Source organism: Kineococcus esterisolvens (genome assembly GCF_050871405.1).
Classification (GTDB): Bacteria; Actinomycetota; Actinomycetes; order Actinomycetales; family Kineococcaceae; genus Kineococcus.
Window position 1 is genome coordinate 49,070 of sequence record NZ_JBJLRI010000008.1, and the last position, 24,545, is coordinate 73,614.

The window sequence follows — 24,545 nt, forward strand, 5'->3', positions numbered from 1 at the left end:
TCACGAGAGGTCGTGCGCGGCCAGGTAGTCCAGCACCAGCTGCTCGCTGACCCGGCCGCGGTCGGCGACCTGCCACCCCTGCGCCCGCGCCCACGCCCGCACCAGCTGCGGGTCCGCGCCACCCCCGCGCGCCGGCCTCGCCGCCCGGGCCGGGGCGGCCGCCAGGTCCTCCGGCGCCGCGGGGACGGGCAGCCGCGTCACCGTGACGTCGCGGCCGTCGCCCGGGGAGGCGCCGGGGGCCAGCGCGGCGGCGCGCTCGGCGACGTCGGCGTGGTGCGTCAGCAGCACCACCTGCACCTCCCGCGCCAGCTCCGCCAGGGCCGCCAGCGCCGCGCCCGTGCGGCCCTCGTCGAACGTCATCAGCACGTCGTCCAGGACGACGGGCAGCGGTCCCTGCCCGGCCTCGACGAGCCGGCGGTGCTCGGCGGCGATCGCGGCCAGCCGCAGCGCCAGGAACACCTGGTCGGCGGTGCCCTCGGACAGCCCTTCGGCGCCCTCCAGCACCTCCCCGTCGCTGCGCCGCACCGCCAGGCGCCGGCTGCCGCCGTCGTCCAGCGCGCTCAGGCCCGTCCAGCGCCCACCGGTCAGGACCGACAGCACCCGCCCGGCCTCCTCCAGCAGCGGGTTGGCGCGCGCGGCGGAGAACTCCTCCAGCTGCCGGCGCAGCACCGTGCGCTGCAGGTCCACCTGCACGTACCGCTCGGTGTCGGCCTGCAGCTCCGCCAGCGCCTCCGCGCGCCGCGCCGCCAGCACGTTGGCGTCCGCGCCGCTGGCGAGGCGCTCCAGCTCCGTCTCGGCGCGGCCGACCGCCTCGCGCGCCTGCGCCCACGCCTCGTGCGCCGCCTCGGCGGCGGCGGCCAGCTCCTCGGCGTCCGTGCGCAGGTCCGCGTCGGTGCGGGTGCCGACCTCCTCCACCAGCCGGGCCACGGCGTCCCGGCCGCCCACCTCGACGGCCAGGGCGGCCAGCTCGGCCTGCTCGGCGGCGCGCGCGGCCAGCAGCCGCGCGCTGCGGTCGGCGCGCTCCGCCAGCGCGGGCGGCTCCTCGCCCACCGCGCGCAGCGCGGCCAGCTCCACCTCCGCGGCCTCGCCGCGCGCCCGTTCGCGGGTGCGCTCGTCGGCCACCTCGGCCAGCTGCCGCTCCAGGGCCTCGGCGGTGCGCTCGTCGGCCCGGCTGGTGCGCAGCCGCTCCGCCAGCACCGACAGCGCCGCGCCCACCTCCGCCCGTCCGGCCCCGCAGGTCACGCCGAGGCGGGCGGCGACGGCCGCGACGGCCGCGGCGAACGCGCCGACGCGCTCCTCGCGCGCGCCGGCGCGCGCCAGCTCCGCGGCTGCCGCGTCCGCGCGCTCCACCGCCACCTGCAGGGTCCGCGCCCGGGCCGCCCACCCCTGCGGTCCCAGCCCGTCCGGCAGCCCGGCGCCGGCCGCGGCCGCGCGGAACGCCTCCGCGGCCCGTCCGGCCTCGTCCGCGCGGCGAGCGCACCGGTCGGCGGCCTCCTGCGCGGCACGCTCGCGCTCGGCGCTGCGGGCCCGCTCCGCGGCGGCGGTGGTGGCGGCGGCGAGCACCGCGCGGGCCGCCTCCAGCGCGGGCTCCAGCCCGGCCTCGGCGGCACCGGCACGCCCGCAGCGCTCCAGCACCACCGCCAGCTGCGCCAGCTGGGCGTCGGCGTCGCCGCGCAGCTCCCGCGCGCGCTCGGCGGCCGCGGCGGCGGCGGCCCGCTCGGTCCCCAGCTGGTGCAGCGCGGCCAGCACGGCCGAGGGGTCCTGGGCCGGGACCCGCACGCCGGCGGCCGTGAACAGCTCGTCCCGGGCGGCGCGGGCCTCCCCGGCGGTGCGGTGGGCGGCCTCCTCGGCGGCGACCGCGGCGGCCTCCCCGGCGGCGGCGCGCTCGGCGTGGCGACGCAGCTGGCGCAGCCGGGCGGCGGCCTCGGCGTGCTCCAGGAGGGCGTCGGCGGCGGCGTCGGTGCGGGCGACCGCCGCCAGCAGGGCCTGCGCGGCGCCGGCGTCCAGCGCCCGGCCGGCGCGCACGGGTGCCAGGGCGGCGTCGCGGGCGGCCCGCGCGGCGACCAGCTCCTCCTCCCCGGCGCCCCCGGCGCCGCCCGCCGCCTCCGCCAGCTCGGCGGCGGCCGCGCGGGCCGCGTGCGCGCAGCGCTCGCGCTCGGCGACGGCCAGCTCCAGCTCCGTGGTGGCGGTCGCCAGCGCCTCGTGGCGCTCGTGCACGAGCGCGGCGTCCAGCGCGGGGGGCTGCAGGACGGCCGCGTCCGGGTCCACGGCTCCCGCGGCGACGGCAGCCGCGCGGGCCGCCGCCGTGCGCGCGTCCCGTTCGGCCAGCGCCGACCGCCAGGCGCGCGGTGCGGACCCCTCCCGCTCGGCCGCACCCACCAGCTCGCGCAGCAGGGCGGCGTCGTCGTCCGCGACCTCGGCGGCGGCGGCGTGCCGGGCCGCGGCGGTGCGCGCCGCGGCCAGGTCCTCCTCCGCGCGGGCCAGCTCGGCCTCGGCCTGCGCGCACGCCGCAGCCCGCGCCGACAGGTCGGCGGCGCGGTCGGCGGGCACCCGCAGCAGCGCCAGCAGCGCCGGCACGACCTCCTCCAGGGGCCCGTCGGGCACGGGGCCGAGGTCGGCCAGCGCCGCGCGGGCCTCCCGCAGCGCCTCGGCGGCCGCGTGCCGCGCCCCGGCGGCCTCGTCCGCGTCCTGCGCGCGAGCCTGGCGCGCGTCCAGCAGCGCGTCCAGCTCCTCGCCGGCGGCCAGGACGTCGTCCTCGACGGTGCAGCGCTCGCGCTCGGCACTCAGCCGCTGCGCCCGCTGCTCCAGCGCGGCCAGCGCGGCCGCCGACCCGTCGCGGGCGGCGACGGCGGCGGCGTGCGCGTCCACGGCCGCCGCGTCCAGGGCCCCGCCGGCACCGGCCAGCCACGCCGACAGCTCGGCGGCCCGGTCCCGCTCGCGCAGCGCTGCCCGCACCCGCGGCGCAAGCCGCACCCGCCGCTCGGCGGCCTCGTGGACCGCCCGCCCGGTCCGCCAGCGCTCCAGCGCCCGCTCCGACGCCCCGCGGGCCGAGTCCAGGCCGGCGCGGGCGGCCTCCACGGCACCGGCGCGCACGGCGGTGCGCTCCAGCTCGGCGTCCAGCGCGTCCAGGGCGGCCGCGCGGTCCTTCAGCGCCGACCTGCCGCGCGGGCGCCACAGGCGGTCCGCCTCGGCCTCCAGCGACTCCAGCAGCTCCTGCGCCGCGCTGCCGTGGTGGGCGCTGAACACCAGCGCGGCCAGGTCGCCGGCTCCGCGCAGGACCAGCCGTCCCCCGGCGCGCAGCCGCTCGTGGTCCATCCCCAGCCGGCCCGCCCACGCGGCGCGGTCCCAGCCCTCCTGCGCCCACGGCGGCACCACCGGCTCGCCGTCCCCGTCGCCGTCCAGCAGGCCCCGCGCCGAGCGCACCAGCTCGCGCGGGCCGCTGCCGTCGTCCCAGCGGGCGTGCACGCGCAGCCGGGCCCGGGCGTGCGCGAACGCGTAGCGGGGGCTCTTCTCGAACCCGAACAGCAGGTCCTCCACCGCCGCCAGCAGGGTGGACTTGCCGGACTCGTTGGGGCCCACCACCACCGTCAGGCCCGGGCCGAGGGCGATCGTGGCGGCCTCGAACGCGCCGTAGGGCGCCAGGCGCACCTCGCGCAGCATCAGCGGCCCCCCGCCAGGCGGGTGAGCAGGTCCTCCGCGGCGCGCTCGGCCAGCGCTCGCAGCGTGCGCGGGTCGCCCAGGTCCAGCAGGTCGGCCTCCTTCAGCCGCCGACCCACCTCGTTGCGCACCGCCCGCACGTGCTGGGTCAGCGCCGGGTCGTGTGCGAGGGCGTGCGCGGCGCGCTCCACCGCGGCCAGCAGCTCGGGGTCGTCGGCGCCGCCGGCGCGGGGCGGGCGCGCGCGGGAGTCCACCTTCTCCAGCACCACGCCGGCGGCCTCGGCGGCCTGCTCGGCCTCCTCGCGCAGGCGCTCGGCGTCGGCGAGGTCCGCGGCGGCGGCCGTGGGCCCCGTCAGGGTGGCGCGCACGACCACGGGCCGGTCCCCGGCCTGCTCGCGGGCCCCCGCCATCGCCGCGCGCAGGGCGTGCACGACGTCGGCGACGTCCTCGGCGCCGGTGACGTCCACGGCCAGCGACTCCCACCGCGCCACGTCCAGGGCGTGGAAGGCCGGCCTGGCCGGCTCGCCGGGCACGAGGTCCACCAGGTAGGCGCCCTTGGCGCCCGTCTCGCGCGGGTGCCGGCCCTGCAGGTTGCCCGAGTAGGCGATCGTCGTGGCGCCGGTGGCCAGCACCTCGCGGGCGTGCACGTGCCCCAGGGCGACGTACTCGTAGCCCAGCGACGTCAGGTCGGCCACCGAGCACGGCGCGTACCGCTCGTGCTCGCCCTGGCTGCCGTCGACGGTCGCGTGCAGCAGGCCCACGTTCGCCACGCCCGCCACCCTGCCCGGGTAGCCGGCGGCCAGGTTCGAGGACACCGCCCGCGTGCGGTAGCCCTGCCCGTGCACGGCCAGGCCCAGGTGCTCGTCCACGACGGTCTCGGGCCCGTCCACCGAGAAGCGGTGCACGTTGCCCGGCAGCGTCAGCGAGTGCGTGATCTGGCTCTCCGCGTCGTGGTTGCCGGAGACGAGGAAGACGCGGACCCCCTCGTCGTCCAGCCGCTGCACCTGCCGGGTGAAGAAGCGCCCGGTGGCGTAGTCGTGCCAGGTGCCGTCGTAGAGGTCGCCGGCCAGCACCAGGGCGTCGGCGCCGCTGTCCACGCACAGCGAGACCAGCCGTTCCAGCGCGCCGCGGGTCGCGGTCCTCAGGGTCTGCGCGACGGCGTCGTCGCCGAGGCGCCGCAGCCCCCGCAGCGGGGAGTCCAGGTGCACGTCGGCGGCGTGCACCACCCGCACCGCGCCGGGCGGGCGGGGTGCGGGGGCACCCGCCGCCGGGCTCACCGCGGCAGGGCGCTGGCCCGCCAGGCGCCCGGACCGGGCTCCGGGGCCAGCCCCAGCGCGCGCCGGCGGTCCGCCCAGCGCGAGGCCGGCAGCGGCTGCGGCGCCGCGGGCGCGGCCGGCGCCGCGGCCAGCCGGGTCAGCACCACCGTCAGGGCCGCCAGCTCCTCCGGTTCGGGGTGCCCGCGCTCGATGCGCAGCGCCGTCAGCAGGCCGACGGCCGCCCGGGCAGGGGTGGGGCCGGTGGTGGGGTCGGTCGGCTGCGCGCTCACAGGGGGATGTTCCCGTGCTTCTTGGCCGGCAGCGAGGCGCGCTTGGTCGCCAGCGCGCGCAGCGCCCGGGTGACGTGCACCCGGGTCTCCGAGGGGGCGATGACGGCGTCGATGAAGCCGCGCTCGGCGGCCACGTACGGGTTGGCCAGCTCGTCCTCGTACTCGGTCACCAGCTGCTGCCGGTGCGCCTCGACGTCGCCGCCGTCCTCGGCGGTCCGCTTCAGGGTGCCGCGGTGCAGGATGTTCACCGCGCCCTGCGCGCCCATGACCGCGATCTGCGCGGTCGGCCAGGCCAGGCACACGTCGGCGCCCATCTCCTTGGACCCCATGACGATGTAGGCGCCCCCGTAGGCCTTGCGGGTGATCACCGTCACCAGCGGCACGGTCGCCTCGGCGTAGGCGTGCAGCAGCTTCGCGCCGCGGCGGATGATCCCGCCGTGCTCCTGGCCCACGCCGGGCAGGAAGCCGGGCACGTCCACCAGCGTCAGCACCGGCACGTTGAACGCGTCGCAGGTGCGCACGAAGCGCGCGGCCTTCTCCGAGGCGTCGATGTCCAGCGTCCCGGCCAGCTGCGCGGGCTGGTTGGCCACGATCCCCACCGTGCGGCCCTCCACCCGGCCGAAGCCGCACAGCACGTTGGGCGCGAACAGCTCGTGGACCTGCAGGAACTCGGCGTCGTCCACGACGGCGGCGATCACCGCGCCCATGTCGTACGGCTGGTTGGCCGAGTCCGGCACGATCGCGTCCAGCGACAGGTCCAGCTCGTCGGGCTCGAGGCCGCGCACGTCCTCCGCCGGCAGCACCGGCGGCTCGGACAGGTTGTTGCTGGGCAGGAAGGACAGCAGGTCGCGCACGTACCCCAGCGCCTCGTCCTCGTCCTCGGCCAGGTGGTGCGCCACCCCCGAGCGGGTGCTGTGGGTGCGACCGCCGCCCAGCTCCTCGAAGCCGACGTCCTCGCCGGTGACGGTGCGGATGACGTCCGGGCCGGTGACGAACATGTGGCTGGTGCCGTCGACCATGACGGTGAAGTCGGTCAGGGCGGGGGAGTACACCGCCCCGCCCGCGCAGGGCCCGGCGATCAGCGAGATCTGCGGGACCACCCCGGAGGCGTGCACGTTGCGGCGGAAGATGCGCGCGTACTGCACCAGGGAGGCCACGCCCTCCTGGATGCGGGCGCCGCCGCCGTCGTTGATGCCGATCACGGGGCACCCGGTGGTGGCCGCCCACTCCTGCAGGTGGGCGATCTTCGCGCCGTGCACCTCGCCCAGGGAGCCGCCGAAGGCGGTGAAGTCCTGCGCGTACACGGCCACCGGGCGGCCGTCCACCGTGGCGTGGCCGGTGACCACGCCGTCGCCGTCGACGTGCTTGCTCGCCATGCCGAAGGCCGTGGCGCTCGAGCGCGCCATGCCGCCCAGCTCGACGAAGGAGCCCTCGTCCACCAGCGCCGCGATGCGCTCGCGGGCGGTCTTCTTGCCGCGCGGGTGCTGCTTGGCCGCGGCCCGCTCGTCCGCGGCGGCCACCGCCACCTCGGCGCGGCGGTGCAGCTCGGCCAGCTTGCCGGCGGTGCTGCGCGGGTCGGGACCAGCCTGCTCGGCCGGGCCCGTGGGGGCGGGGTCGTGCGCGGGCGCGTCGAGACCAGTCACGGGGCGGCAGCGTACGCGCCCGGCGGCCCTCGCCCCGAACCGCGCGACGGGCGCTGGCGCTGCGGGGGGTGGTGCCCGGTAGCTTGACGTCGAGACGAAGCCGTCCCGCAGCGGGCCGGCCCACGGTCAGGAGGAGACAGCACGTGGCCAAGATCAAGGTGCAGGGACCCGTCGTGGAGCTCGACGGCGACGAGATGACCCGGATCATCTGGCAGTTCATCAAGGACCGGCTGATCCACCCCTACCTCGACGTCGACCTGCAGTACTACGACCTCGGCATGGAGAACCGCGACGCGACCGACGACCAGGTCACGATCGACGCCGCCCACGCCATCCAGAAGGCCGGGGTCGGCGTGAAGTGCGCCACCATCACCCCCGACGAGGCGCGGGTGGAGGAGTTCGGCCTCAAGAAGATGTGGCGCTCGCCCAACGGCACCATCCGCAACATCCTCGGCGGCGTCATCTTCCGCGAGCCGATCATCATCTCCAACGTGCCGCGCCTGGTCCCGGGCTGGACCAAGCCGATCATCGTCGGCCGCCACGCCTTCGGCGACCAGTACCGCGCCACCGACTTCAAGTTCCCCGGCGAGGGCACCCTGACGGTGACCTTCACCCCGAAGGACGGCTCCGAGCCGATCGAGCACGAGGTCTTCCAGGCCCCCGGCGCCGGCGTGTCCCTGTCGATGTACAACCTCGACAGCTCCATCTACGACTTCGCCCGCGCCTCGATGAACTACGGCCTGGCGCGGAAGTACCCGGTCTACCTGTCCACGAAGAACACGATCCTGAAGGCCTACGACGGCCGCTTCAAGGACATCTTCGCCGAGGTCTACGAGACCGAGTTCAAGGAGAAGTTCGCCGAGGCGGGCATCACCTACGAGCACCGCCTCATCGACGACATGGTCGCCGCGTCCCTGAAGTGGGAGGGCGGCTACGTCTGGGCCTGCAAGAACTACGACGGCGACGTGCAGTCCGACACCGTCGCGCAGGGCTTCGGCTCCCTGGGCCTGATGACCTCCGTGCTGTCCACCCCGGACGGCTCCGTGGTCGAGGCCGAGGCCGCGCACGGCACCGTGACCCGCCACTACCGCCAGCACCAGCAGGGCAAGCCCACCTCGACCAACCCCATCGCGTCGATCTACGCGTGGACCCGGGGCCTGGCGCACCGCGGCAAGCTCGACTCCACCCCCGAGGTCACCGGCTTCGCCGAGACCCTCGAGGACGTCGTCATCAAGTCCGTCGAGAGCGGGAAGATGACCAAGGACCTCGCCCTGCTGGTCGGCCCGGACCAGCAGTGGCAGACCACCGAGGAGTTCCTCGCCACGCTCGACGAGAACCTCGGCGCCCGCCTGGCCTGAGCCGCCCGGCAGCCGCCGCCGGAGCCCCCGCGCGCGACGTGCGCGGGGGCTCCGGCGCGCCCGAACGGGGGCCCGGCGTGCCCGGAGCGGGCCCGGCAGGGGGTCCGAACGGGCATCATGGGCGCCTGCGCCGAGGCCGGGCCGATCACGAGCCCGTCCCGGCCCGAACGACAGGAACACCGTGAAGATCGTCTACTACAGCTTCGGAGGGCGGTACTCCGACAACCCGCGGGCCCTGCACCAGCGACTGCTGACCCGCGGCGACGTCGACGCCGAGCACGTCTGGCTGGCCGGGCCCGGCCACGCCGCCGCCTTCCCCGCCGGCACCGCCACCGCGGCCCTGCGCACCCCCGAGGCCACCGCCGCCCTGGAGTCGGCGGACCTCGTGATCGCCGACAACCACCTGCCGGCCTGGGAGAAGCGCCCGGGCACCACGTACCTGCAGACCTGGCACGGCACGCCGCTGAAGCGCATCCACCGCGACGCGCTCTTCACCCAGCCCGACGGCGAGGACGTCATGAGCGCCCTCGACGACGACATCACCCGCTGGGACGTCCTGCTCGCGCCGAGCGTGGCCGCCGCGGTGCCCCTGCGCGCCGCGTTCGGCTTCCCCGGCCCGGTCCCGGTCACCGGGTACCCGCGCAACGACGCCCTGCTCGCCCCGGGCGCCGTCGAGCGCCGCGCGGCGGTGCGCGCCGCGCTGGGCATCGCCGAGGGCACGACCGCGGTCCTGTACGCGCCGACCTGGCGCGACGACGACCGGTTCGGCGACGGCCCCGACTTCCGCCTGCAGCTGGACCTGCAGCGCTTCGCGCAGCGCCTGGGTGGCGAGGCCGTGCTGCTGCTGCGCCTGCACTACCTGGTGCCCGACGCGCTGCGCGGCCTGGACGTGCCGGGTGTCCTCGACGTGTCCCGGCACCCGGACGTCAACGACCTGTACCTGGCCGCGGACGTCCTGGTCACCGACTACTCGTCCGCGATGTTCGACTTCGCCGTCACCGGCAAGCCGATCGTCTCGTTCGTCTACGACCTGGAGCGCTACCGCGACGTGCTGCGCGGTTTCTACTTCGACCCGCACGAGATCGCCGCCGGCCCGCTGCTGGAGACCTCCGAGGAGGTCCTGGACGCCCTGGCCGGCCTGGAGGACGTGCGGATCCGGTTCAAGGAGCGCTACGAGGCGTTCCAGGAGATGTTCTGCCACGCCGAGGACGGGCACGCCGCCGACCGCGTGCTCGACCTCGTCCTCGACCACCGGGAGGTGCGACCGTGAACACCGGGAACCGCGAGTCCCTCGACGTGCAGGTGGTGATCCTGGCGGCCGGGCTGGGCACCCGCCTGGGCCGGCCGCTGCCGAAGTCGCAGACGCGCCTGCGCGACGGCCGCACGATCATGCAGCAGCAGGTGGACAACGTCCGCTCGGCCCTGGGGCCCGACGTGCCGATCACGGTCGTCGTCGGGTTCAAGGCGATGGTCGTCGTGGAGGCCCACCCCGACCTGCGGTTCACCTACAACGAGGTGTTCGACTCCACGAACACCTCCAAGAGCCTGCTGCGGGCGCTGACGACCTCGCACCGCGGCGGGGTGCTGTGGATGAACGGCGACGTCGTGTTCGACCCGCGCGTCCTGCGCGACGCGCGGCCCTGGATCGAGCGAGACGAGACGTTCGTGTGCGTGAACACCGAGGCCGTGGGGGAGGAGGAGGTGAAGTACACCGTCGACGCGGAGGGGTTCGTGCGCGAGCTGTCCAAGACGGTGGTCAGCGGGCTCGGCGAGGCGGTGGGCATCAACCACGTCTCGGCCGCGGACAAGGCGGTGCTGGTCGAGGAGCTGCGCGCGTGCGCGGACACCGACTACTTCGAGCGGGGCCTGGAGACCGCGATCGCGCGAGGGGTCCGCATCGCCCCGGTGGACGTCTCCCGCTTCGACGTCGTCGAGGTGGACTTCGAGGACGACCTGGTGCGCGCCGACCGCATCGACGCCGAGCACCTGCGCCTGGACGCCTTCACCGGCTGACCCACCGGCCGGTGCCCACCGGGAGCCCGCCCTCGCGCGGGCTCCCGGTGGTGCTGCGCGGGGTGCGGGCGTGCCGCATGATGGGCGATCCCGCCGCGGGCACGACCGAACCACGCGTCCCCCGCGGCCCGACCGACGAGGGGCACCGTGAAGATCGTCTACCACAGCTTCGAGGGGCGGTACTCGGACAACCCGCGCGCTCTGCACCAGCGCCTCCTGGCGCGCGGCGACCGCGACGTGGAGCACCTGTGGCTGTCCACGCCGGCGCACGCGCACGGCTTCCCCGCCGGTACCGCCACCGTCGACATCGACTCGCCCGGGGCGGTCGCGGCTCTGGAGTCCGCCGACCTGGTGGTCTCCAACACGCACCTGGACTTCGACTGGGACAAGCGCCCGGGCACCACGTACCTGCAGACCTGGCACGGCACGCCGCTGAAGCGCATCCACCGCGACGTGCTGTTCGCGCCCGAGGGGCGGCTGGACCGCCTGGACCGCGACGTGGCCCGCTGGGACCTGCTGCTGTCCCCGAACGACGCCAGCACCGGCCCGCTGCGGGGCGCGTTCCGCTTCGACGGCCCGGTGCCCGTCACCGGGTACCCGCGCAACGACGTGCTCAGCGCCCCCGGTGCGGCGGAGCGCCGCGCCCGCGTGCGCGCCGAGCTGGGCATCGCCGAGGGCACGACCGCGGTCCTCTACACGCCGACGTGGCGCGACGACGACAAGTTCGGCGACGGCCCGGACTTCCGCCTGGCCCTGGACCTGCAGCGCTTCACCGAGCGGCTGGGCGAGGACCACGTGATGCTGCTGCGGCTGCACTACATGGTCTCCGCGGCGTTGCAGGGCCTGGACGTGCCCGGGGTGCTGGACCTGTCCTTCCACCCCGACATCAGCGACCTGTACCTGGCCGCGGACGTCATGGTGACCGACTACTCCTCGACCCAGTTCGACTTCGCCGTCACCGGCAAGCCGATCGTGTACTACGTCTACGACCTGGACCGCTACCGCGACGTGCTGCGCGGTTTCTACTTCGACCCGCACGAGATCGCGCCGGGCCCGATGGTGGCGGAGTCGGAGGAGGTCCTGGACGCCCTCGCCGACCTCGACGGGGTGCGTGCCCGGTTCGAGGAGCGCTACGAGGCGTTCCAGGAGATGTTCTGCCACGCCGAGGACGGGCACGCCGCCGACCGAGTGCTCGACCTCGTCCTGCCGGCGGGGGAGGTGCGGGTGTGAGCGAGCGCAGCACCGAGGTGCAGACCGTGGTCCTGGCGGCCGGGCTGGGCACCCGCCTGGGCCGGCCGCTGCCGAAGTCGCAGACGCGCCTGCGCGACGGGCGCACCATCATGGAGCAGCAGGTGGACAACCTGCGCTCGGTGCTCGGTGAGGACGTGCCGATCACCGTGGTCGTGGGTTTCAAGGCCACCGTGATCATGGAGGCCCGCCCGGACGTCCTCTTCGCCTACAACGAGCTGTTCGACTCCACGAACACCTCCAAGAGCCTGCTGCGGGCGCTGACGACCTCGCACCGCGGCGGGGTCCTGTGGATGAACGGCGACGTCGTGTTCGACCCGCGCGTCCTGCAGCACGTCCAGCCGTGGCTGGAGCGCGACGAGACGTTCGTGTGCGTGAACACCGAGGCCGTGGGGGAGGAGGAGGTGAAGTACACCGTCGACGCGGAGGGGTTCGTGCGCGAGCTGTCCAAGACGGTGGTCGGCGGGCTCGGCGAGGCGGTGGGCATCAACCACGTCTCGGCCGCGGACAAGGCGGTGCTGGTCGAGGAGCTGCGCGCGTGCGCGGACACCGACTACTTCGAGCGGGGCCTGGAGACGGCGATCGCGCGCCGCGGCCTGCGGGTGAGGCCGGTGGACGTCTCCCGCTTCGACGTCGTCGAGGTGGACTTCGAGGACGACCTGGTGCGCGCCGACCGCATCGACGCCGAGCACCTGCGCCTGGGCGCGAGCACCGGCTGAGGCGGGCCGGCGGGGCGACGGTGCACCGCGCGGGGCCCGGACGGGCGTACAGTCCACAGCAGGGACCCGGGGCGTCGGACGACGGCGCACCGGGACCTCTCCACGGGGACCAGCACTCCTCCGCGCGCCCTCGGGGCGCGATGCCGTCGGCGGTCCCGCAGCGCGCGGGGCCCGCCCGTCCCGCGCACCGCGGGGACGGCCGTCCGGACCGGCCGCAGGTCTCTGCCGCCGGGCGACCAGCGGGAGCAGGGGTCATGAAGGTTCGACGAGCGGACAGCGGCGCGACGGTCACCGTGACGGGAGCGGTGCACGACGGTGACGGCGCCGAGCTGGGCGACGTGCTGAGGGCCGCCCTGGGCGACGGCTCGGACGGCGACGTCCTGCTGGAGGCCCACGGCATCACCGAGTTCGACGACGGGGCGCTGCAGGCGCTGGCGTCGGTCCGCAGCCGGGCCAAGCACCTGCACCGCGGTTTCGCGGTGCTGGACGACCGGGACGGCGCCACGGCCCGCAGCCTGCGCCGCAGCGGCCACATCTTCCGCATCCCCGTGCACGCCGACGCCGACGCCGCCCGCAGCGCGATGTCCGGCGACCGCGCGCGCACCGCCGCGCGCAACCCCCGGCCCGACGCCCCCGTGGTGCCGATGGCGTCCGCGGGAACGGGCGGGCACCTGCCGGGGCTCTGACCCGCGGCCGCCCCGGGGCCCACCGGCCCGGGGCGGCGGGCCGTGCGTCAGCGGAAGACGACCGTGCGGTGCCCGTCCAGCAGGACGCGGTGCTCGGCGTGCCAGCGCACCGCGCGCGCCAGGGTGCGCGCCTCGACGTCCTGGCCCAGGCGCACCAGCTCGGCGGGCGTGTGGCGGTGGTCCACCCGCTCGATCTCCTGCTCGATGATCGGCCCCTCGTCGAGGTCCGCCGTCACGTAGTGCGCGGTCGCGCCGATGATCTTCACGCCGCGGGCGTGGGCCTGGTGGTAGGGGCGCGCGCCCTTGAAGCTCGGCAGGAACGAGTGGTGGATGTTGATCGCCCTGCCCGACAGCTCCCGGCACAGGGCGTCGGACAGGATCTGCATGTAGCGGGCCAGCACCACCAGCTCCACGTCCAGCTCCGCCACCAGCTCCAGCAGCCGCGCCTCGCCGGCCTCCTTGGAGGCGGCGTCGCCGGTGGTCACCGGCACGTGGTGGAACGGCACGCCGTAGAACTCCGCCAGCGGCGCCAGGTCGGTGTGGTTGGACACCACGCCGACCACGTCCACCGGCAGGTCGCCGGAGCGGTGTCGGAACAGCAGGTCGTTGAGGCAGTGGCCCTGCTTGGAGCACAGCACGAGGGTGCGCACCCGCTCGGCGGCGTCGCGCAGGTCCCACGTCAGCCCGAAGCGGGCGGCGACCACCCCGACGGTCTCGCGCAGCGCCTCGTCGCTGGCGGAGGCGTCGAAGGCCACGCGCATGAAGAAGAGCCCGGTGTCCGGGTCGCCGTACTGCTGGCTCTCGGTGATGTTGGCGTCCAGCGCCACCAGGGCTCCGGTGACGGCGTGGACGATGCCGGGGCGGTCGGGGCAGGACAGGGTCAGGACCCTCGGGCGTGCGCTCACGGACGTGAAGCCTAGGGTGGGCGCGTGCCAGAACCCGCCGCGGCGACCCTCGCGGTGCGCGCCGGCGCCACCGTCTTCTCCGACGCCAAGAGCACCCTGGTGCAGACCGGCCCCCGCCCGCTGGTGCCCGGCGGCTCCGGCGCCGAGCAGCTGCGCAGCACGGGCCGTGCGCTGGAGGAGGAGCCGGAGGGCGTCGTCGTGGCCGGAGCGGTGCCCTTCGACCTGTCCGCCCCCGGTGCGCTGCGGGTGGGTCCCGCGGTGCGCAGCCCCGGCCCGCTGATGCCCGCCGCGGGGTACCTGCCGGCCCCGGCGACCGTGGCGCGCAGCCGCCCCCACCCCTCGCCGGCCGCGTACGCGGCGGCGGTGCGCGAGGTCCTGGCGCGCATCGAGGCGGGGGAGGTGCAGAAGGTGGTGCTGGCCCGGTCGCTGGAGCTGACCGCCCTCGTGGACTGGCCGGTGCCCGAGCTGGTCGCCGAGCTCGCGGCGCGCAACCCGGCCGCCACGACGCTCGCGGTGCCGGTGGACGACCCGGCGCAGCCCGGGGGGCGCTGGCTGGTCGGCGCGAGCCCGGAGCTGCTGCTGCGCCGGCGCGGGCCCAGCGTGCTGCTGCGGCCGCTGGCCGGGTCCGTGCCGCGCTCCCCGGAGCCGGAGGAGGACCTGCGCCGCGCCGACGCGCTGATGGCCTCCGACAAGGACCGCCGCGAGCACGCGTACGTGGTGGACGCCGTGGTGGAGGCCCTGCGCCCGTTCTGCCGCACGGTCAACGCCCCCGAGCCGGAGCTGCTGGCCACCCCGACGGTGTGGCACCTGGCCACGCGCATCACGGCGCTGCTCAACGACACCGGGACCACGTCGGTGGACCTGGTGGCCGCCCTGCACCCCACTCCCGCCGTGGGCGGCTGGCCCCGCCGCGCGGCGGTGCGGGCGATCCGGGAGGTGGAGGAGGTGGACCGCGGCTGCTACGCGGGTGCGGTCGGCTGGCAGGACGGCGACGGCGACGGCGAGTGGGTCGTGGGGGTGCGCTGCGCGGAGGTCGCCGGGAACCTCATGCGCATCCTGGGCGGGGCGGGCATCGTCGCCGGCTCCGACCCCGACGCGGAGGTGCGGGAGACGGCCGCGAAGATGCGCACGGTCCTGGAGGCCGCCGTCCGGCGCTGAGGGCCCGGCCGCCGCGGGCGGGTCCCCGGGGCGGCCGGGGGTCCGCGCCGCCGGGCGTGCTGGGCTAGGCTGGCGCTGCCGCGACTGGCGAAGGTGGTCACCACCGGGGAGCGGCAACGGGTGTTCCGCTCACCGCGCCCGCCCGCCGTTCACGGGGTCGTCCGCCTGGGCCTCGCGTCGCCAACGCCGCCCGAGCCCGAGGAGCGATCGTGACCGACGTCCTGCCCACCCCCACCGCGCCCGCCGGGGTCACCGACCGGCCGCTCGCCGAGGTCGACCCGGAGATCGCCGCGGTCCTCGACGCCGAGCTGGGCCGCCAGCGCGACACGCTGGAGATGATCGCCAGCGAGAACTTCGCGCCGCGCGCCGTCCTGCAGGCGCAGGGCTCGGTGCTGACCAACAAGTACGCCGAGGGGTACCCCGGCAAGCGCTACTACGGCGGCTGCGAGCACGTCGACGTCGCCGAGGAGCTGGCCCGCACCCGCGCCAAGGAGCTCTTCGGCGCCGAGCACGCCAACGTCCAGCCGCACTCCGGCGCCAGCGCCAACGCCGCCGCCATGCACGCCTTCATCCGCGGCGGCGACGGCATCCTGGGCCTGGAGCTGGCCCACGGCGGTCACCTCACGCACGGCATGAAGATCAACTTCTCGGGCCGCATGTACGACGTCTCGGCCTACGGCGTGGACCCGCAGACCTTCCGCGTGGACATGGACGTCGTGCGCGCCACCGCGCTGTCGGCTCGGCCGAAGCTGATCATCGCGGGCTGGTCGGCGTACCCGCGCCAGCTGGACTTCGCCGCCTTCCGCGAGATCGCCGACGAGGTCGGCGCGCACCTCATGGTCGACATGGCCCACTTCGCCGGCCTCGTGGCCGCGGGCCTGCACCCCTCGCCGGTGCCGCACGCGCACGTCGTGACCTCCACCGTGCACAAGACCCTCGCCGGGCCCCGCTCGGGCCTGATCCTCACCACCGGCGAGTTCGCGAAGAAGGTCGACTCGGCGGTGTTCCCCGGCCAGCAGGGCGGCCCGCTCATGCACGTCGTGGCCGCCAAGGCCGTGGCGTTCAAGGTGGCCGGCTCGGCGGAGTTCCGCGAGCGCCAGGAGCGCACCCTGGAGGGCGCGAAGATCATCGCCGAGCGCCTCACCGCGGCCGACGCGAAGGAGGCCGGCGTGTCCGTCCTCACCGGCGGCACGGACGTGCACCTGGTGCTGGTGGACCTGCGCGAGTCGCAGCTGGACGGGCAGCAGGCCGAGGACCGCCTGCACGAGGTCGGCATCACCGTGAACCGCAACGCGGTGCCGTTCGACCCGCGCCCGCCGATGGTCACCTCCGGCCTGCGCATCGGCACCCCGGCGCTGGCCACGCGCGGCTTCGGCGCGGCGGAGTTCACCGAGGTCGCCGACGTCATCGCGCAGGCGCTGAAGCCGGCCTTCGACGCCGAGGCGCTGCGCGCCCGGGTGGCGAAGCTCACCGAGCGCTTCCCGCTGTACCCGGCGGCGGAGACGTTCGCGTGAGCGCGGTCGTCCTCGACGGCAGGGCGGCCGCCGCGGCGGTGAAGGCCGACCTGACCGAGCGGGTGGCGGTGCTGCGCGAGCGCGGTGTCGTGCCGGGCCTGGGCACCGTCCTGGTCGGCGACGACCCCGGCTCGGCGTCGTACGTGCGCGGCAAGCACCGCGACTGCGCCGAGGTGGGCATCTCCTCGATCCAGGTGGAGCTGCCGGCCACCGCCACGCAGGGCGAGATCGAGTCGGAGATCGCGCAGCTGAACGCGAACCCGGACTGCACCGGGTTCATCGTGCAGCTGCCGCTGCCGAAGGGCGTCGACGCGAACCGCGTCCTGGAGATGGTGGACCCGGACAAGGACGCCGACGGCCTGCACCCGACGAACCTGGGCCGGCTGGTGCTGCGGGTGCGCGAGGAGATCACCTCCCCGCTGCCGTGCACCCCGCGCGGCGTCATCGACCTGCTGCTGCGCCACGACGTCCCGCTGGACGGCGCGGAGGTCGTCGTGGTCGGCCGCGGCGTCACGGTCGGGCGGCCCATCGGGCTGCTGCTGACCCGCCGGCACCCCAACGCCACGGTGACGCTGTGCCACACCGGCACGAAGGACCTCGCGTCCCACCTGCGCCGCGCCGACGTGGTCGTCGCCGCGGCGGGCGTGCCGGGCCTGGTGACGAAGGACGTCGTGAAGCCGGGCGCCGCCGTGCTCGACGTGGGCGTCTCGCGCGTCCCGGACCCGGTCACGGGCAAGGCGAAGCTCACCGGGGACGTCGCCCTCGACGTCGCCGAGGTCGCCGGCTTCGTGGCCCCCAACCCCGGCGGGGTGGGGCCGATGACGCGGGCGCTGCTGCTGACGAACGTCGTGGAGAGCGCCGAGCGGGCCGCCGGCCTGCGCTGAGACCGCCCCTCACCGCCGCACGCCGTCGTCCCGGTTCCCGCCCGGGGCGGCGGCGCCCTACGTTGACGGGGTGCCCACCGCGTGGCCCCCGGGCCTGGAGAAGTCGAAGTACGTCCTGCTGACCACCTTCACCCGCGACGGGCGGCCCAAGCCCACGCCGCTGTGGTTCACCCGTGACGGCGAGCGCCTGCTGGTGTCCACCGACCGCGACGCCTGGAAGGTCAAGCGGGTGCGGAACACCCCCCGCGTGCTGGTGCGGGCCTGCACCGCGCGAGGCCGCCCGACCGGTCCGCAGGTGGAGGCCGAGGCGCGGGTGCTGGACGGTGACGCGGCGCTCGCGGCCCGGGGCGCGGTGCTGCGCCGCTACCCGGTGGCCGGGCGGTTGTTCCGCCTCGGCGGGCGCCTGGCGCGCCTGCGCCCGGGAGCGCGGCCCGCCGTGCCGGCGGGCATCGAGGTCGTCCTGCCGCGCACCGGGTGAGGCGGGGCCGCCGGCCTCACGCCTCCTCGAGGGAGTGCCAGTTCTCCCGCACGGCGCGGGCGGCGGCCTCGACGTCCCCGGCGGCGCACGCCGCGGCGACGCGTTCGTGCTGCTCGACGGAGCCCTGCCCGGCGCGCGAGGCGAAGCGGCGGCGCTCGACGCGGCGCAGCAGGGGGGAGACCTGCTCGAAGTGGGTGCGGATGAGCGGGTTGCCGCTGGCGCGCAGCGCGACGGCGTGGAAGTCGTCGTCGGCGGCGAGGGCGGCGTCGGTGTCCCCGGCGGCCAGGGCCGCGGCGAAGCGGGCGTTGGCCCGCCGCATGCCCGTCACGTCCTCGCCGGTGAGGCGGGGCACGGCCAGGCGCACGGCGAGTTCCTGCAGGCCCGCGGCGACCTGCTGCGCGTGACGCGTGGCGGCCGAGTCGACGGGGGCGACGGTCGTGGAGCGGCCGGGGCGGGTGACGACGAGCCCCACCCGCTCGAGGCGCTGCAGCGCCTCGCGGATGGGGGTGCGGCTGACGCCCAGCCACGCCTCCAGGTCGGGGTCGCGCAGGCGCTCCCCGGGGGCGAGGGTGCCGTCGACGATCGCGTCGCGCAGGGAGGCGTAGACGCGGTCCCGCAGCAGGTCGCGGCGGTGGACTCCCTCGGTGGCGGGGACGGGCACGGGCCGATGCTACGGCGGTGGCCCCGGGCGCGGGGTGCTGGGTGCAAAATGTTGCACTCAGCACCCCGCCCCTCTCCGGAAGGACCCGTCGTGGCCCTCAGCGACTTCCCCCGCCACCCGCTCACCTTCGGGCCCAGCCCGGTGCACCCGATGGACCGGCTCACCGCCCACCTGGGCGGTGCCCGCGTCTGGGCCAAGCGCGAGGACGTGAACTCCGGCCTCGCCTACGGCGGCAACAAGACCCGCAAGCTGGAGTACCTCGTGCCGGACGCCCTGGCGAAGGGTGCCGACACCCTGGTCTCCATCGGCGGGTACCAGTCCAACCACACCCGCCAGGTGGCCGCCGTCGCCGCGCACCTGGGGCTCAAGGCCGTGCTGGTGCAGGAGAACTGGGTCGACTGGCCGGACGCCCTCAACGACCGGGTCGGCAACATCATGCTCTCGCGGATCATGGGTGCCGAGGTGCGCCTGGACCCGGCCGGGTTCGGCGTCGGGTTCAAGCCCAGCTGGGAGAAGGCGGTCGAGGATGTGCGCGCGGCCGGCGGCACCCCGTACGCCATCCCCGCCGGCGCGTCCGACCACCCGCTCGGCGGGCTCGGCTTCGCGCGCTGGGCCGAGGAGGTCCAGCAGCAGGAGCGGGAGCTCGGCGTCTTCTTCGACACGGTCGTCGTGTGCTCGGTCACCGGCTCCACCCACGCCGGGATGGTCGCCGGCTTCGCCGCCCAGGACCGCCCTCGGCGCGTCATCGGCATCGACGCCTCCGCGAAGGTCGACGAGACCCGCGACCAGGTGGCGCGCATCGCCCGCCGCACCGCCGACCTCATCGGCCTGGGCCGCGACCTGCGCGACGACGAGATCGAGGTGCTCGAGGGCTGGGCGGGCGAGCTGTACGGCGTGCCGGTGGCCTCCACCCTGGAGGCGATCCGGCTCGTCGGGCGCCTGGAGGGCGTCGTCCTCGACACCGTCTACGAGGGCAAGTCGATGGCGGGGCTCATCGACCTGGTGCAGGACGGGACCATCCCGCGCGGCTCGAACGTGCTGTACGCGCACCTCGGCGGGCAGCCGGCGCTCAACGCCTACGCGGGGCTGTTCCGCGACTAGGGAGCGGCCCGCGCGCCCGGCCGCCGCTCACGGTCGGGGTCGGCCGGGCCGGCGGGTTCGACGGTGGCCAGGTCGAGGCGCCCGCCGCACTGCGCGCACGTCACCTGCGGGGTCGTCACGTGCCCGCAGGTGGTGTGGCGCAGCGGGAAGGGGGGCTCGCCGTCGGCGAGCCAGCGGTCGCCCCAGGCCATCATCGCCAGGATGACGCCGAAGAAGTCGCGGCCCTTCTCGGTCAGCAGGTACTCCTGCCGCGGGGGGCGGAGGCTGTAGGGGCGGGGGAGGAGCATGCCCTCGCCGACCAGGCGCTCCAGGCGCTGGGACAGCACGTTGCGGCTGATGCCGAGGCTGGCCTGGAAGTCGTCGAACCGGGTGGTGCCCCTCGAGGCGTCACGCAGCACCAGCGGGGTCCACCAGTCCCCGATGAGGTCGGTGGTGCGGGCCACCGAGCACTGCCAGTCCGCGAAGCTCGTGCGTTTCATCCACCCTCCTCGGTAGCGCGAGTGAACCTACTCCTCCTACGCTGCGGCGAGTCAGTCCTCTAACGCAACCCACTGGAGCCCGCGTGCCCCTCGTCGAGATCTCCTACTCCCGCGACGCCCTGGGCGAGAAGCAGCTCGACGCCCTGGCCGATCGCCTCAGCGCCATCGCCCTGGCGGCGGAGGGGCTGCCCGACACCCCGACGTCCCGGCCGCTGGCCGTGGTCACCACCCGCGCCTGGGACGGCGTCCACGTGGGTGGGCGACCGTCCGGGGAGCCGCGCATCGACGTCGTCCTGCACACCCTGCCCGGAGTGCTCGACGAACCCGCGCGCGCAGCGGTCCTGGCGGAGCTGACGTCGGCCGTCGTCGAGGAGGTCGACGGGATGGACGCCCGGGGAGGGGCGCGCGTCTGGTGCCGCGTCCACGAGACGCTGCCCTCGGGGTTCTCGGTCGCCGGCAGGGTGATGAGCCCGCCCCTGGTGCGGCAGCTCGCCGGGTGCGCGGACGTGGACGGCCGCGGGCGCTGACGGGCGACGGCGCCGCCCGGTCGCACCGCGCTCCTCGCGCGCGCCGGCGCGGGCGGGCGTCGGCGTGCGGCGGGCGGGGCGGGCAGGGCTCGCAGCGGTGGGGAGCGGGGGCGGGATCCGCCTGCGGTGGCACGCCCCGGTCCGTTGGCGGGTCGACGCGGTGCGGTCGCGGGTCGCGGCACCGCGGTCTCGTGAACAGGACCACCTCCACCCCCGTCCGCTCCGTACCGGGGAACCCGCCACGCGCGAGGCGTCCCCGCGTCCGCCGGTGGCGGCGCCGGGCGGTGCGCGCGGGGATCGGGTTCCTCGTCGTCGCCGCCCTCGCCGTCGTCGGGGTGGAGGTCACCGACGTCGTCCTGACGCGGACCGAGCGTTCCGCGCAGGAACCTCCGGGGCGGCTCGTCGAGGTCGGCGGGCACGCGATGCACGTCCACGTGCGGGGCGGCGGGGACCGGACCGTGGTGCTCCTGCCGGGTCTCGGCACGGCGGCGCCGGTGGACGACTTCGAGCCGCTCACCGAGGCCCTCGCCGACTCCGCGACGGTGGCCGTGGTCGAGCCGTTCGGCTGCGGGTGGAGCGACGCCACGGACCGGGCGGTGACGCCGGCGAACGTCGCGGCCGACGTCCGCGCCGCCCTGCGCGCCGCGGGCGTCGAGGGCCCGTACGTCTTCGCCGCGCACTCGGTCGGCGCCCTGTGCGCCCTGCGGTTCGCCCACGACCACCCGCGGGAGACCGCCGGGGTCGTCGCCCTGGAACCGACCGTGCTGCGCGCCGTGGGCTTCGCCCCCGGTGCGGACGTCTCCGACGCCCCCTCCCCGGTTCCCGAGCACCTGGGGTGGGCGAGCGCCCTGGGCCGGGTGCGCGCGGCGCAGGCGATCTCGGGTGACGACCCGAACCTCCTGAGCGGTGCCTCGAGCGCACAGGGGTGCTCCGCGGCCGACCTGCGGCGGCAGCGGGTGCTGACGAACCGGAGCGGGCTCAGCAGCAACGTGATGGACCGGTCGCGGCGCGAGGAGGCAGTGCTCGGGGAGCGGCACGACGCGGTGTTCCCCCGCGAGGTCCCCGCGCTGCTCGTCGTCACGGCCGAGGGGGGCGTGGAGCGGGGGTGGCGGTGGGAGGCCCACGCCGACTACCTGCGGGGGGTCGAGACGTCGAAGACCCTCGTCCTGGACGCGGGGCACCACGTCCACCACGCGGCGTCACGGCAGATCGCGCGGGAGGTCGAGTCCTGCTTCCGGATCCCCTGGCGGTCCGGCGCGCAGGCTCGGGATCCGCTCGTCGGGGGAGGAGCGCCGCGGGTCGCGGTCGGTCGACGCCCAGGGCACCTCCCGCGTCGTCGTCCCGGTCGCCGTACCCGGTGGTCGCGAACCTGGTCACGGCAGGCACCTCCTCCTGGTCGTCCGGAACCTCTGCGGGGTCGACTCCGGAACTTCGCGCGAGTCGTCGCGAACCGGGTGCGGTTCCGGCTCACGCCCCTTGCGCGCGGTGGCGAGCCGGGTGGCGGTGAGCGCCAGGGCCAGGCCGGCGACGGTGAGCGGGGTGACGGGCTCGCCGAACAGCGCCGCTCCCCAGACGGTGGTGACCGGGGGGACGAGGAACATGAGGCTGTTGACGGTCGTGACCCCGACCCGGTCCATCAGGAGCCAGTACAACCCGTACCCGCCGAAGGTGGGGAAGACGACCAGCCAGGCCGTCGCGACCCAGAACCGCGGCTGGTCGGGGACGACCGCCGCGCCGCCGAGCGCGGCCACGACCGTGAAGACGACGGCGGAGGTGGTGCAGTGGATCGTGAGGTTGCGCAGCGGGCGGGGCCGGGACCGTGCCCGGCGCTCCAGGAAGGTCGCCGCGACCAGGCAGAGCATCCCGGCGAAGGGGATCGCGTAGGCCCACGGCGGGGCGTCGGTGCGCGGTGAGGTCGCGTCGGCCCAGGTGACGGTGAGGACCCCGGCCAGTCCCGTCAGCAGGCCCGCCCACTGCCGGCCGCTGACCGCGACGCCGAGCAGCGGGCCGACGAGGGCGGCCACCACCAGGGGTTGCGCGCCGTCGATGAGGGCGGTGGTGCCGGTGCTCACGCCCAGCCCGATCGCCCAGTACACGGTGATCAGGTAGCCCGACTGCGACAGGGCCCCGATGCCGACCTGGCGCAGGAGCTCGCGGCGGCCGGTCGCGGGCGGGGGGTTCGGCCGGCGGGCGGCTCGCCGGTGCCGCAGGAGCGCGACGGGGACGAGCACGGCGGCCAGCGGCACCAGCCGCCACATCAGGACCGTGCGCACGTCGGCGTCCTGCGCGCCCAGCTTGGCCCCCACGAAGCCCGAGGACCAGCACGCGACGAACAGCGCCGACAGGGCGGCGGTGACCGCCGCGCCACGCCTGCGCAGTAAACCGATCGGTATATTCATGGTCCCACGGTAACCCGACCGGTATAGTCACGCTCGTGGACGTCGCCATCGACTGGACGCCGAAGGCCCGCGCCGTGCTGGCGGCCGCCTCGGAGCTCTTCTACGCCCACGGCATCCACGCCGTCGGGGTCGAGGCGATCGCCGAGCGCGCGGGCGTCACCAAGAAGACCCTCTACGACCGCTTCGGCAGCAAGGAACGACTGGTCGTGGAGTACCTGACCGCCCGCGACCGGCGGTGGCGGGAACTGCTGGCCGAACGGCTCGAGGCGGCCGGGCCGAGCGCCGCCGAGCAGCTCGACGCCCTCCTCGCCGCCTCGCGGGAGTGGTCGCACGCCGAGGGGTTCAACGGGTGCGCCATGGTGAACGCCCACGCGGAGGTGGACGACCCCGCCCACCCCGCCCACCAGGTGATCGTCGAGCAGAAGCGCTGGATGCTCCAGCTGTTCCGGAGCGTCGTCGAGCGCTCCGGTGCACCGCAGCCGCAGCACCTCGCGCAGGCGCTGTTCCTCCTGCACGAGGGCGCCCTGGTCTCCCACGGCATCGGGGTCTTCGACGACGTCTTCGAGCGCACCCGGGAAGCGGCGCTGTCCTTGCTCGAGGCCGCGGCCCCCGCCGACCGCGGCCCCCGGGACGTGCTCTAGGGCCTGCCCTGCGAGTCGCCGGCGGCCGGTGCGACGGGGATCCGCAGTTCGGTGACCCCGCTCGACGGGTCCTCGGGGCAGTAGTCCAGGTACACCTCCCCGCCGAGGCCGAGGGGCCGGTGGCCGCTGTCCTCGATCCAGCGCGCGAGGACCTGCCAGGTGGCGTCCACGCCGTCCATCGGGCCGTGGTGGACGATCGTGGCGACCCGCACGGCGGGCAGGTCGACGACCTCCACACCCCCGCGGGCCGTCTCGTGCGTGCCCACGACGACCCCGGCGTGCACGCGGACCGCCTCGCCGTCCTCGCCGGCGTGCTCGTACCGGGAGACGCCCGGCCCGGCGGGCTGGATGCCCGCCTCCGCGAGCCTGCGGTGCAGTTCCCCGTACAGGGGCTGGATGACGGGGCCGATGTCGTCCGGCTCGAAGCTCGCAGCCACTGCGGACAGCTCCGCGACGCGCACGGGGTCGGTGTCCTTGACGACGACGTCCTGGGTTCCCATGGTTCCCTCCTCCTCGATCACTCGGATCCTCGCCTCCACCGCCCGCAGGCGAGCGGCGTCGGCCGCGACCTGCGCCGCCAGTTCCACCCGCCGCAGCCGGAGCATCCCGTGCAGCTCCTCCACCGCGACCTCCTCGTCCAGGACGGTCCGGACCTGCTGGAGCGTGAGCCCCAGGTCCTTCAGGGCCAGGACGCGGTTGAGGCGGCCGAGCTGGGCGGCGCTGTAGGAGCGGTAGCCGGTGGACGGGTCCACAGCCGCGGGCGGCAGCAGACCCAGGGCGTCGTAGTGGCGCAACATGCGCACCGACACCCGGGCGACGGTGGCGAACTCCCCGATGCTGAACATGGCACCTCCACCGTCGAGGCTGACACGGTGTGAGGGTCAAGGGGCGGGTTCCGGGCGGTCGCCCTGACGCCGATCGGCGACCG

22 protein-coding genes, 1 pseudogene and 1 riboswitch are annotated in these 24,545 nt (G+C 75.9%); of the genes and pseudogenes, 14 read left to right on the forward strand and 9 right to left on the reverse strand.

The window, feature by feature from the left end; all coding sequences use genetic code 11:
* The 4 genes from ACRYR8_RS04955 to ACRYR8_RS04970 are packed head-to-tail and all read right to left on the reverse strand — an operon-like array spanning position 1 to position 6,846.
* Positions 1-3,660: an AAA family ATPase gene (locus tag ACRYR8_RS04955; protein WP_432482968.1), complete on the reverse strand. Its 3,660-nt coding sequence runs from the start codon at positions 3,658-3,660 to the stop codon at positions 1-3.
* Entirely contained in the window at positions 3,660-4,934 is a 1,275-nt protein-coding gene (locus ACRYR8_RS04960; protein WP_432482969.1) for a metallophosphoesterase family protein, read from the reverse strand. The genes ACRYR8_RS04955 and ACRYR8_RS04960 overlap by 1 nt, the downstream gene beginning before the upstream one ends.
* Entirely contained in the window at positions 4,931-5,203 is a 273-nt protein-coding gene (locus ACRYR8_RS04965) for an acyl-CoA carboxylase subunit epsilon (RefSeq protein WP_432482970.1), read from the reverse strand. Before ACRYR8_RS04965 ends, ACRYR8_RS04960 begins: the two co-directional genes overlap by 4 nt.
* Positions 5,200-6,846: an acyl-CoA carboxylase subunit beta gene (locus tag ACRYR8_RS04970; protein ID WP_432482971.1), complete on the reverse strand. Its 1,647-nt coding sequence runs from the start codon at positions 6,844-6,846 to the stop codon at positions 5,200-5,202. The genes ACRYR8_RS04965 and ACRYR8_RS04970 overlap by 4 nt, the downstream gene beginning before the upstream one ends.
* A 143-nt stretch (positions 6,847-6,989) precedes the next feature.
* On the opposite strand from ACRYR8_RS04970, the gene ACRYR8_RS04975 reads away from it, so the two are divergent.
* From ACRYR8_RS04975 to ACRYR8_RS05000, 6 genes are all read left to right on the forward strand, one after another.
* Complete coding sequence (locus tag ACRYR8_RS04975) at positions 6,990-8,204, forward strand: NADP-dependent isocitrate dehydrogenase (RefSeq protein WP_432482972.1); 1,215 nt, start codon at positions 6,990-6,992, stop codon at positions 8,202-8,204.
* 181 nt (positions 8,205-8,385) lie between these two features.
* Positions 8,386-9,474 (forward strand): CDP-glycerol glycerophosphotransferase family protein, encoded by a 1,089-nt coding sequence (locus tag ACRYR8_RS04980; RefSeq protein ID WP_432482973.1) that lies wholly within the window; start codon positions 8,386-8,388, stop codon positions 9,472-9,474.
* The gene (locus ACRYR8_RS04985; protein ID WP_432482974.1) at positions 9,471-10,217 is read left to right on the forward strand and encodes a phosphocholine cytidylyltransferase family protein; all 747 of its coding nucleotides are present in this window, start codon (positions 9,471-9,473) and stop codon (positions 10,215-10,217) included. Before ACRYR8_RS04980 ends, ACRYR8_RS04985 begins: the two co-directional genes overlap by 4 nt.
* 147 nt (positions 10,218-10,364) lie before the next feature.
* The gene (locus tag ACRYR8_RS04990; RefSeq protein ID WP_432482975.1) at positions 10,365-11,447 is read left to right on the forward strand and encodes a CDP-glycerol glycerophosphotransferase family protein; all 1,083 of its coding nucleotides are present in this window, start codon (positions 10,365-10,367) and stop codon (positions 11,445-11,447) included.
* Positions 11,444-12,184 carry a phosphocholine cytidylyltransferase family protein gene (locus tag ACRYR8_RS04995; protein ID WP_432482976.1) on the forward strand — a complete coding sequence of 247 codons (741 nt, stop codon included), beginning with the start codon at positions 11,444-11,446 and terminating at the stop codon, positions 12,182-12,184. Before ACRYR8_RS04990 ends, ACRYR8_RS04995 begins: the two co-directional genes overlap by 4 nt.
* Positions 12,185-12,438: 254 nt before the next feature.
* Complete coding sequence (locus ACRYR8_RS05000; protein ID WP_432482977.1) at positions 12,439-12,870, forward strand: hypothetical protein; 432 nt, start codon at positions 12,439-12,441, stop codon at positions 12,868-12,870.
* A 47-nt stretch (positions 12,871-12,917) separates the two neighbouring features.
* Here ACRYR8_RS05000 and purU read toward each other — a convergent pair whose 3' ends face one another.
* Entirely contained in the window at positions 12,918-13,775 is an 858-nt protein-coding gene (gene purU, locus ACRYR8_RS05005; protein WP_432482978.1) for a formyltetrahydrofolate deformylase, read from the reverse strand.
* Positions 13,776-13,799: 24 nt separating this feature from the next.
* On the opposite strand from purU, the gene ACRYR8_RS05010 reads away from it, so the two are divergent.
* From ACRYR8_RS05010 to ACRYR8_RS05025, 4 genes are all read left to right on the forward strand, one after another.
* Positions 13,800-14,933, forward strand: a complete 1,134-nt coding sequence (locus tag ACRYR8_RS05010; RefSeq protein ID WP_432482979.1) for an isochorismate synthase — start codon at positions 13,800-13,802, stop codon at positions 14,931-14,933.
* A 70-nt stretch (positions 14,934-15,003) separates the two neighbouring features.
* Positions 15,004-15,111: riboswitch (ZMP/ZTP riboswitch) on the forward strand.
* A 31-nt stretch (positions 15,112-15,142) separates the two neighbouring features.
* On the forward strand, positions 15,143-16,447 hold the full coding sequence (gene glyA, locus ACRYR8_RS05015; RefSeq protein WP_432482980.1) for a serine hydroxymethyltransferase: 1,305 nt from the start codon (positions 15,143-15,145) through the stop codon (positions 16,445-16,447).
* The gene (locus ACRYR8_RS05020; RefSeq protein WP_432482981.1) at positions 16,444-17,331 is read left to right on the forward strand and encodes a bifunctional methylenetetrahydrofolate dehydrogenase/methenyltetrahydrofolate cyclohydrolase; all 888 of its coding nucleotides are present in this window, start codon (positions 16,444-16,446) and stop codon (positions 17,329-17,331) included. The genes glyA and ACRYR8_RS05020 overlap by 4 nt, the downstream gene beginning before the upstream one ends.
* A gap of 70 nt (positions 17,332-17,401) precedes the next feature.
* Positions 17,402-17,809 carry a PPOX class F420-dependent oxidoreductase gene (locus tag ACRYR8_RS05025; protein ID WP_432482982.1) on the forward strand — a complete coding sequence of 136 codons (408 nt, stop codon included), beginning with the start codon at positions 17,402-17,404 and terminating at the stop codon, positions 17,807-17,809.
* 16 nt (positions 17,810-17,825) lie between these two features.
* Here the strand turns inward: ACRYR8_RS05025 and ACRYR8_RS05030 are convergent, their stop codons facing one another.
* Positions 17,826-18,470, reverse strand: a complete 645-nt coding sequence (locus tag ACRYR8_RS05030) for a GntR family transcriptional regulator (RefSeq protein ID WP_432482983.1) — start codon at positions 18,468-18,470, stop codon at positions 17,826-17,828.
* A 90-nt stretch (positions 18,471-18,560) separates the two neighbouring features.
* Here ACRYR8_RS05030 and ACRYR8_RS05035 point away from each other — a divergent pair, with 90 nt between their 5' ends.
* Complete coding sequence (locus tag ACRYR8_RS05035; protein WP_432482984.1) at positions 18,561-19,571, forward strand: 1-aminocyclopropane-1-carboxylate deaminase; 1,011 nt, start codon at positions 18,561-18,563, stop codon at positions 19,569-19,571.
* Here the strand turns inward: ACRYR8_RS05035 and ACRYR8_RS05040 are convergent.
* Positions 19,568-20,050: a winged helix-turn-helix transcriptional regulator gene (locus tag ACRYR8_RS05040; RefSeq protein ID WP_432482985.1), complete on the reverse strand. Its 483-nt coding sequence runs from the start codon at positions 20,048-20,050 to the stop codon at positions 19,568-19,570. The genes ACRYR8_RS05035 and ACRYR8_RS05040 overlap by 4 nt on opposite strands.
* An 83-nt stretch (positions 20,051-20,133) precedes the next feature.
* Between ACRYR8_RS05040 and ACRYR8_RS05045 the strand changes: the two genes are divergently transcribed.
* Positions 20,134-20,577, forward strand: a complete 444-nt coding sequence (locus tag ACRYR8_RS05045) for a hypothetical protein (protein ID WP_432482986.1) — start codon at positions 20,134-20,136, stop codon at positions 20,575-20,577.
* Positions 20,578-20,999: 422 nt separating this feature from the next.
* Positions 21,000-21,323, forward strand: a pseudogene (locus ACRYR8_RS05050) (alpha/beta fold hydrolase); the annotation flags it as partial.
* 627 nt (positions 21,324-21,950) lie between these two features.
* On the opposite strand, the gene ACRYR8_RS05055 reads toward ACRYR8_RS05050, so the two are convergent.
* Positions 21,951-22,976, reverse strand: a complete 1,026-nt coding sequence (locus ACRYR8_RS05055; protein WP_432482987.1) for a DMT family transporter — start codon at positions 22,974-22,976, stop codon at positions 21,951-21,953.
* A 35-nt stretch (positions 22,977-23,011) separates the two neighbouring features.
* Between ACRYR8_RS05055 and ACRYR8_RS05060 the strand changes: the two genes are divergently transcribed.
* Positions 23,012-23,617: a TetR/AcrR family transcriptional regulator gene (locus tag ACRYR8_RS05060; RefSeq protein WP_432482988.1), complete on the forward strand. Its 606-nt coding sequence runs from the start codon at positions 23,012-23,014 to the stop codon at positions 23,615-23,617.
* On the opposite strand, the gene ACRYR8_RS05065 is transcribed toward ACRYR8_RS05060, so the two are convergent.
* Positions 23,614-24,462: a MerR family transcriptional regulator gene (locus ACRYR8_RS05065; protein ID WP_432482989.1), complete on the reverse strand. Its 849-nt coding sequence runs from the start codon at positions 24,460-24,462 to the stop codon at positions 23,614-23,616. The genes ACRYR8_RS05060 and ACRYR8_RS05065 overlap by 4 nt on opposite strands.
* Between the last annotated feature and the right edge of the window lie 83 nt (positions 24,463-24,545).

Bases quoted from the DNA above. Each gene is read 5' to 3' on its own strand.
- ACRYR8_RS04955 (WP_432482968.1), bottom strand. From the start codon at position 3,660: ATGCTGCGCGAGGTGCGCCTGGCGCCCTACGGCGCGTTCGAGGCCGCC.
- ACRYR8_RS05000 (WP_432482977.1), top strand. From the start codon at position 12,439: ATGAAGGTTCGACGAGCGGACAGCGGCGCGACGGTCACCGTGACGGGA.
- ACRYR8_RS05040 (WP_432482985.1), bottom strand. From the start codon at position 20,050: ATGAAACGCACGAGCTTCGCGGACTGGCAGTGCTCGGTGGCCCGCACC.
- ACRYR8_RS05055 (WP_432482987.1), bottom strand. From the start codon at position 22,976: ATGAATATACCGATCGGTTTACTGCGCAGGCGTGGCGCGGCGGTCACC.
- ACRYR8_RS05065 (WP_432482989.1), bottom strand. From the start codon at position 24,462: ATGTTCAGCATCGGGGAGTTCGCCACCGTCGCCCGGGTGTCGGTGCGC.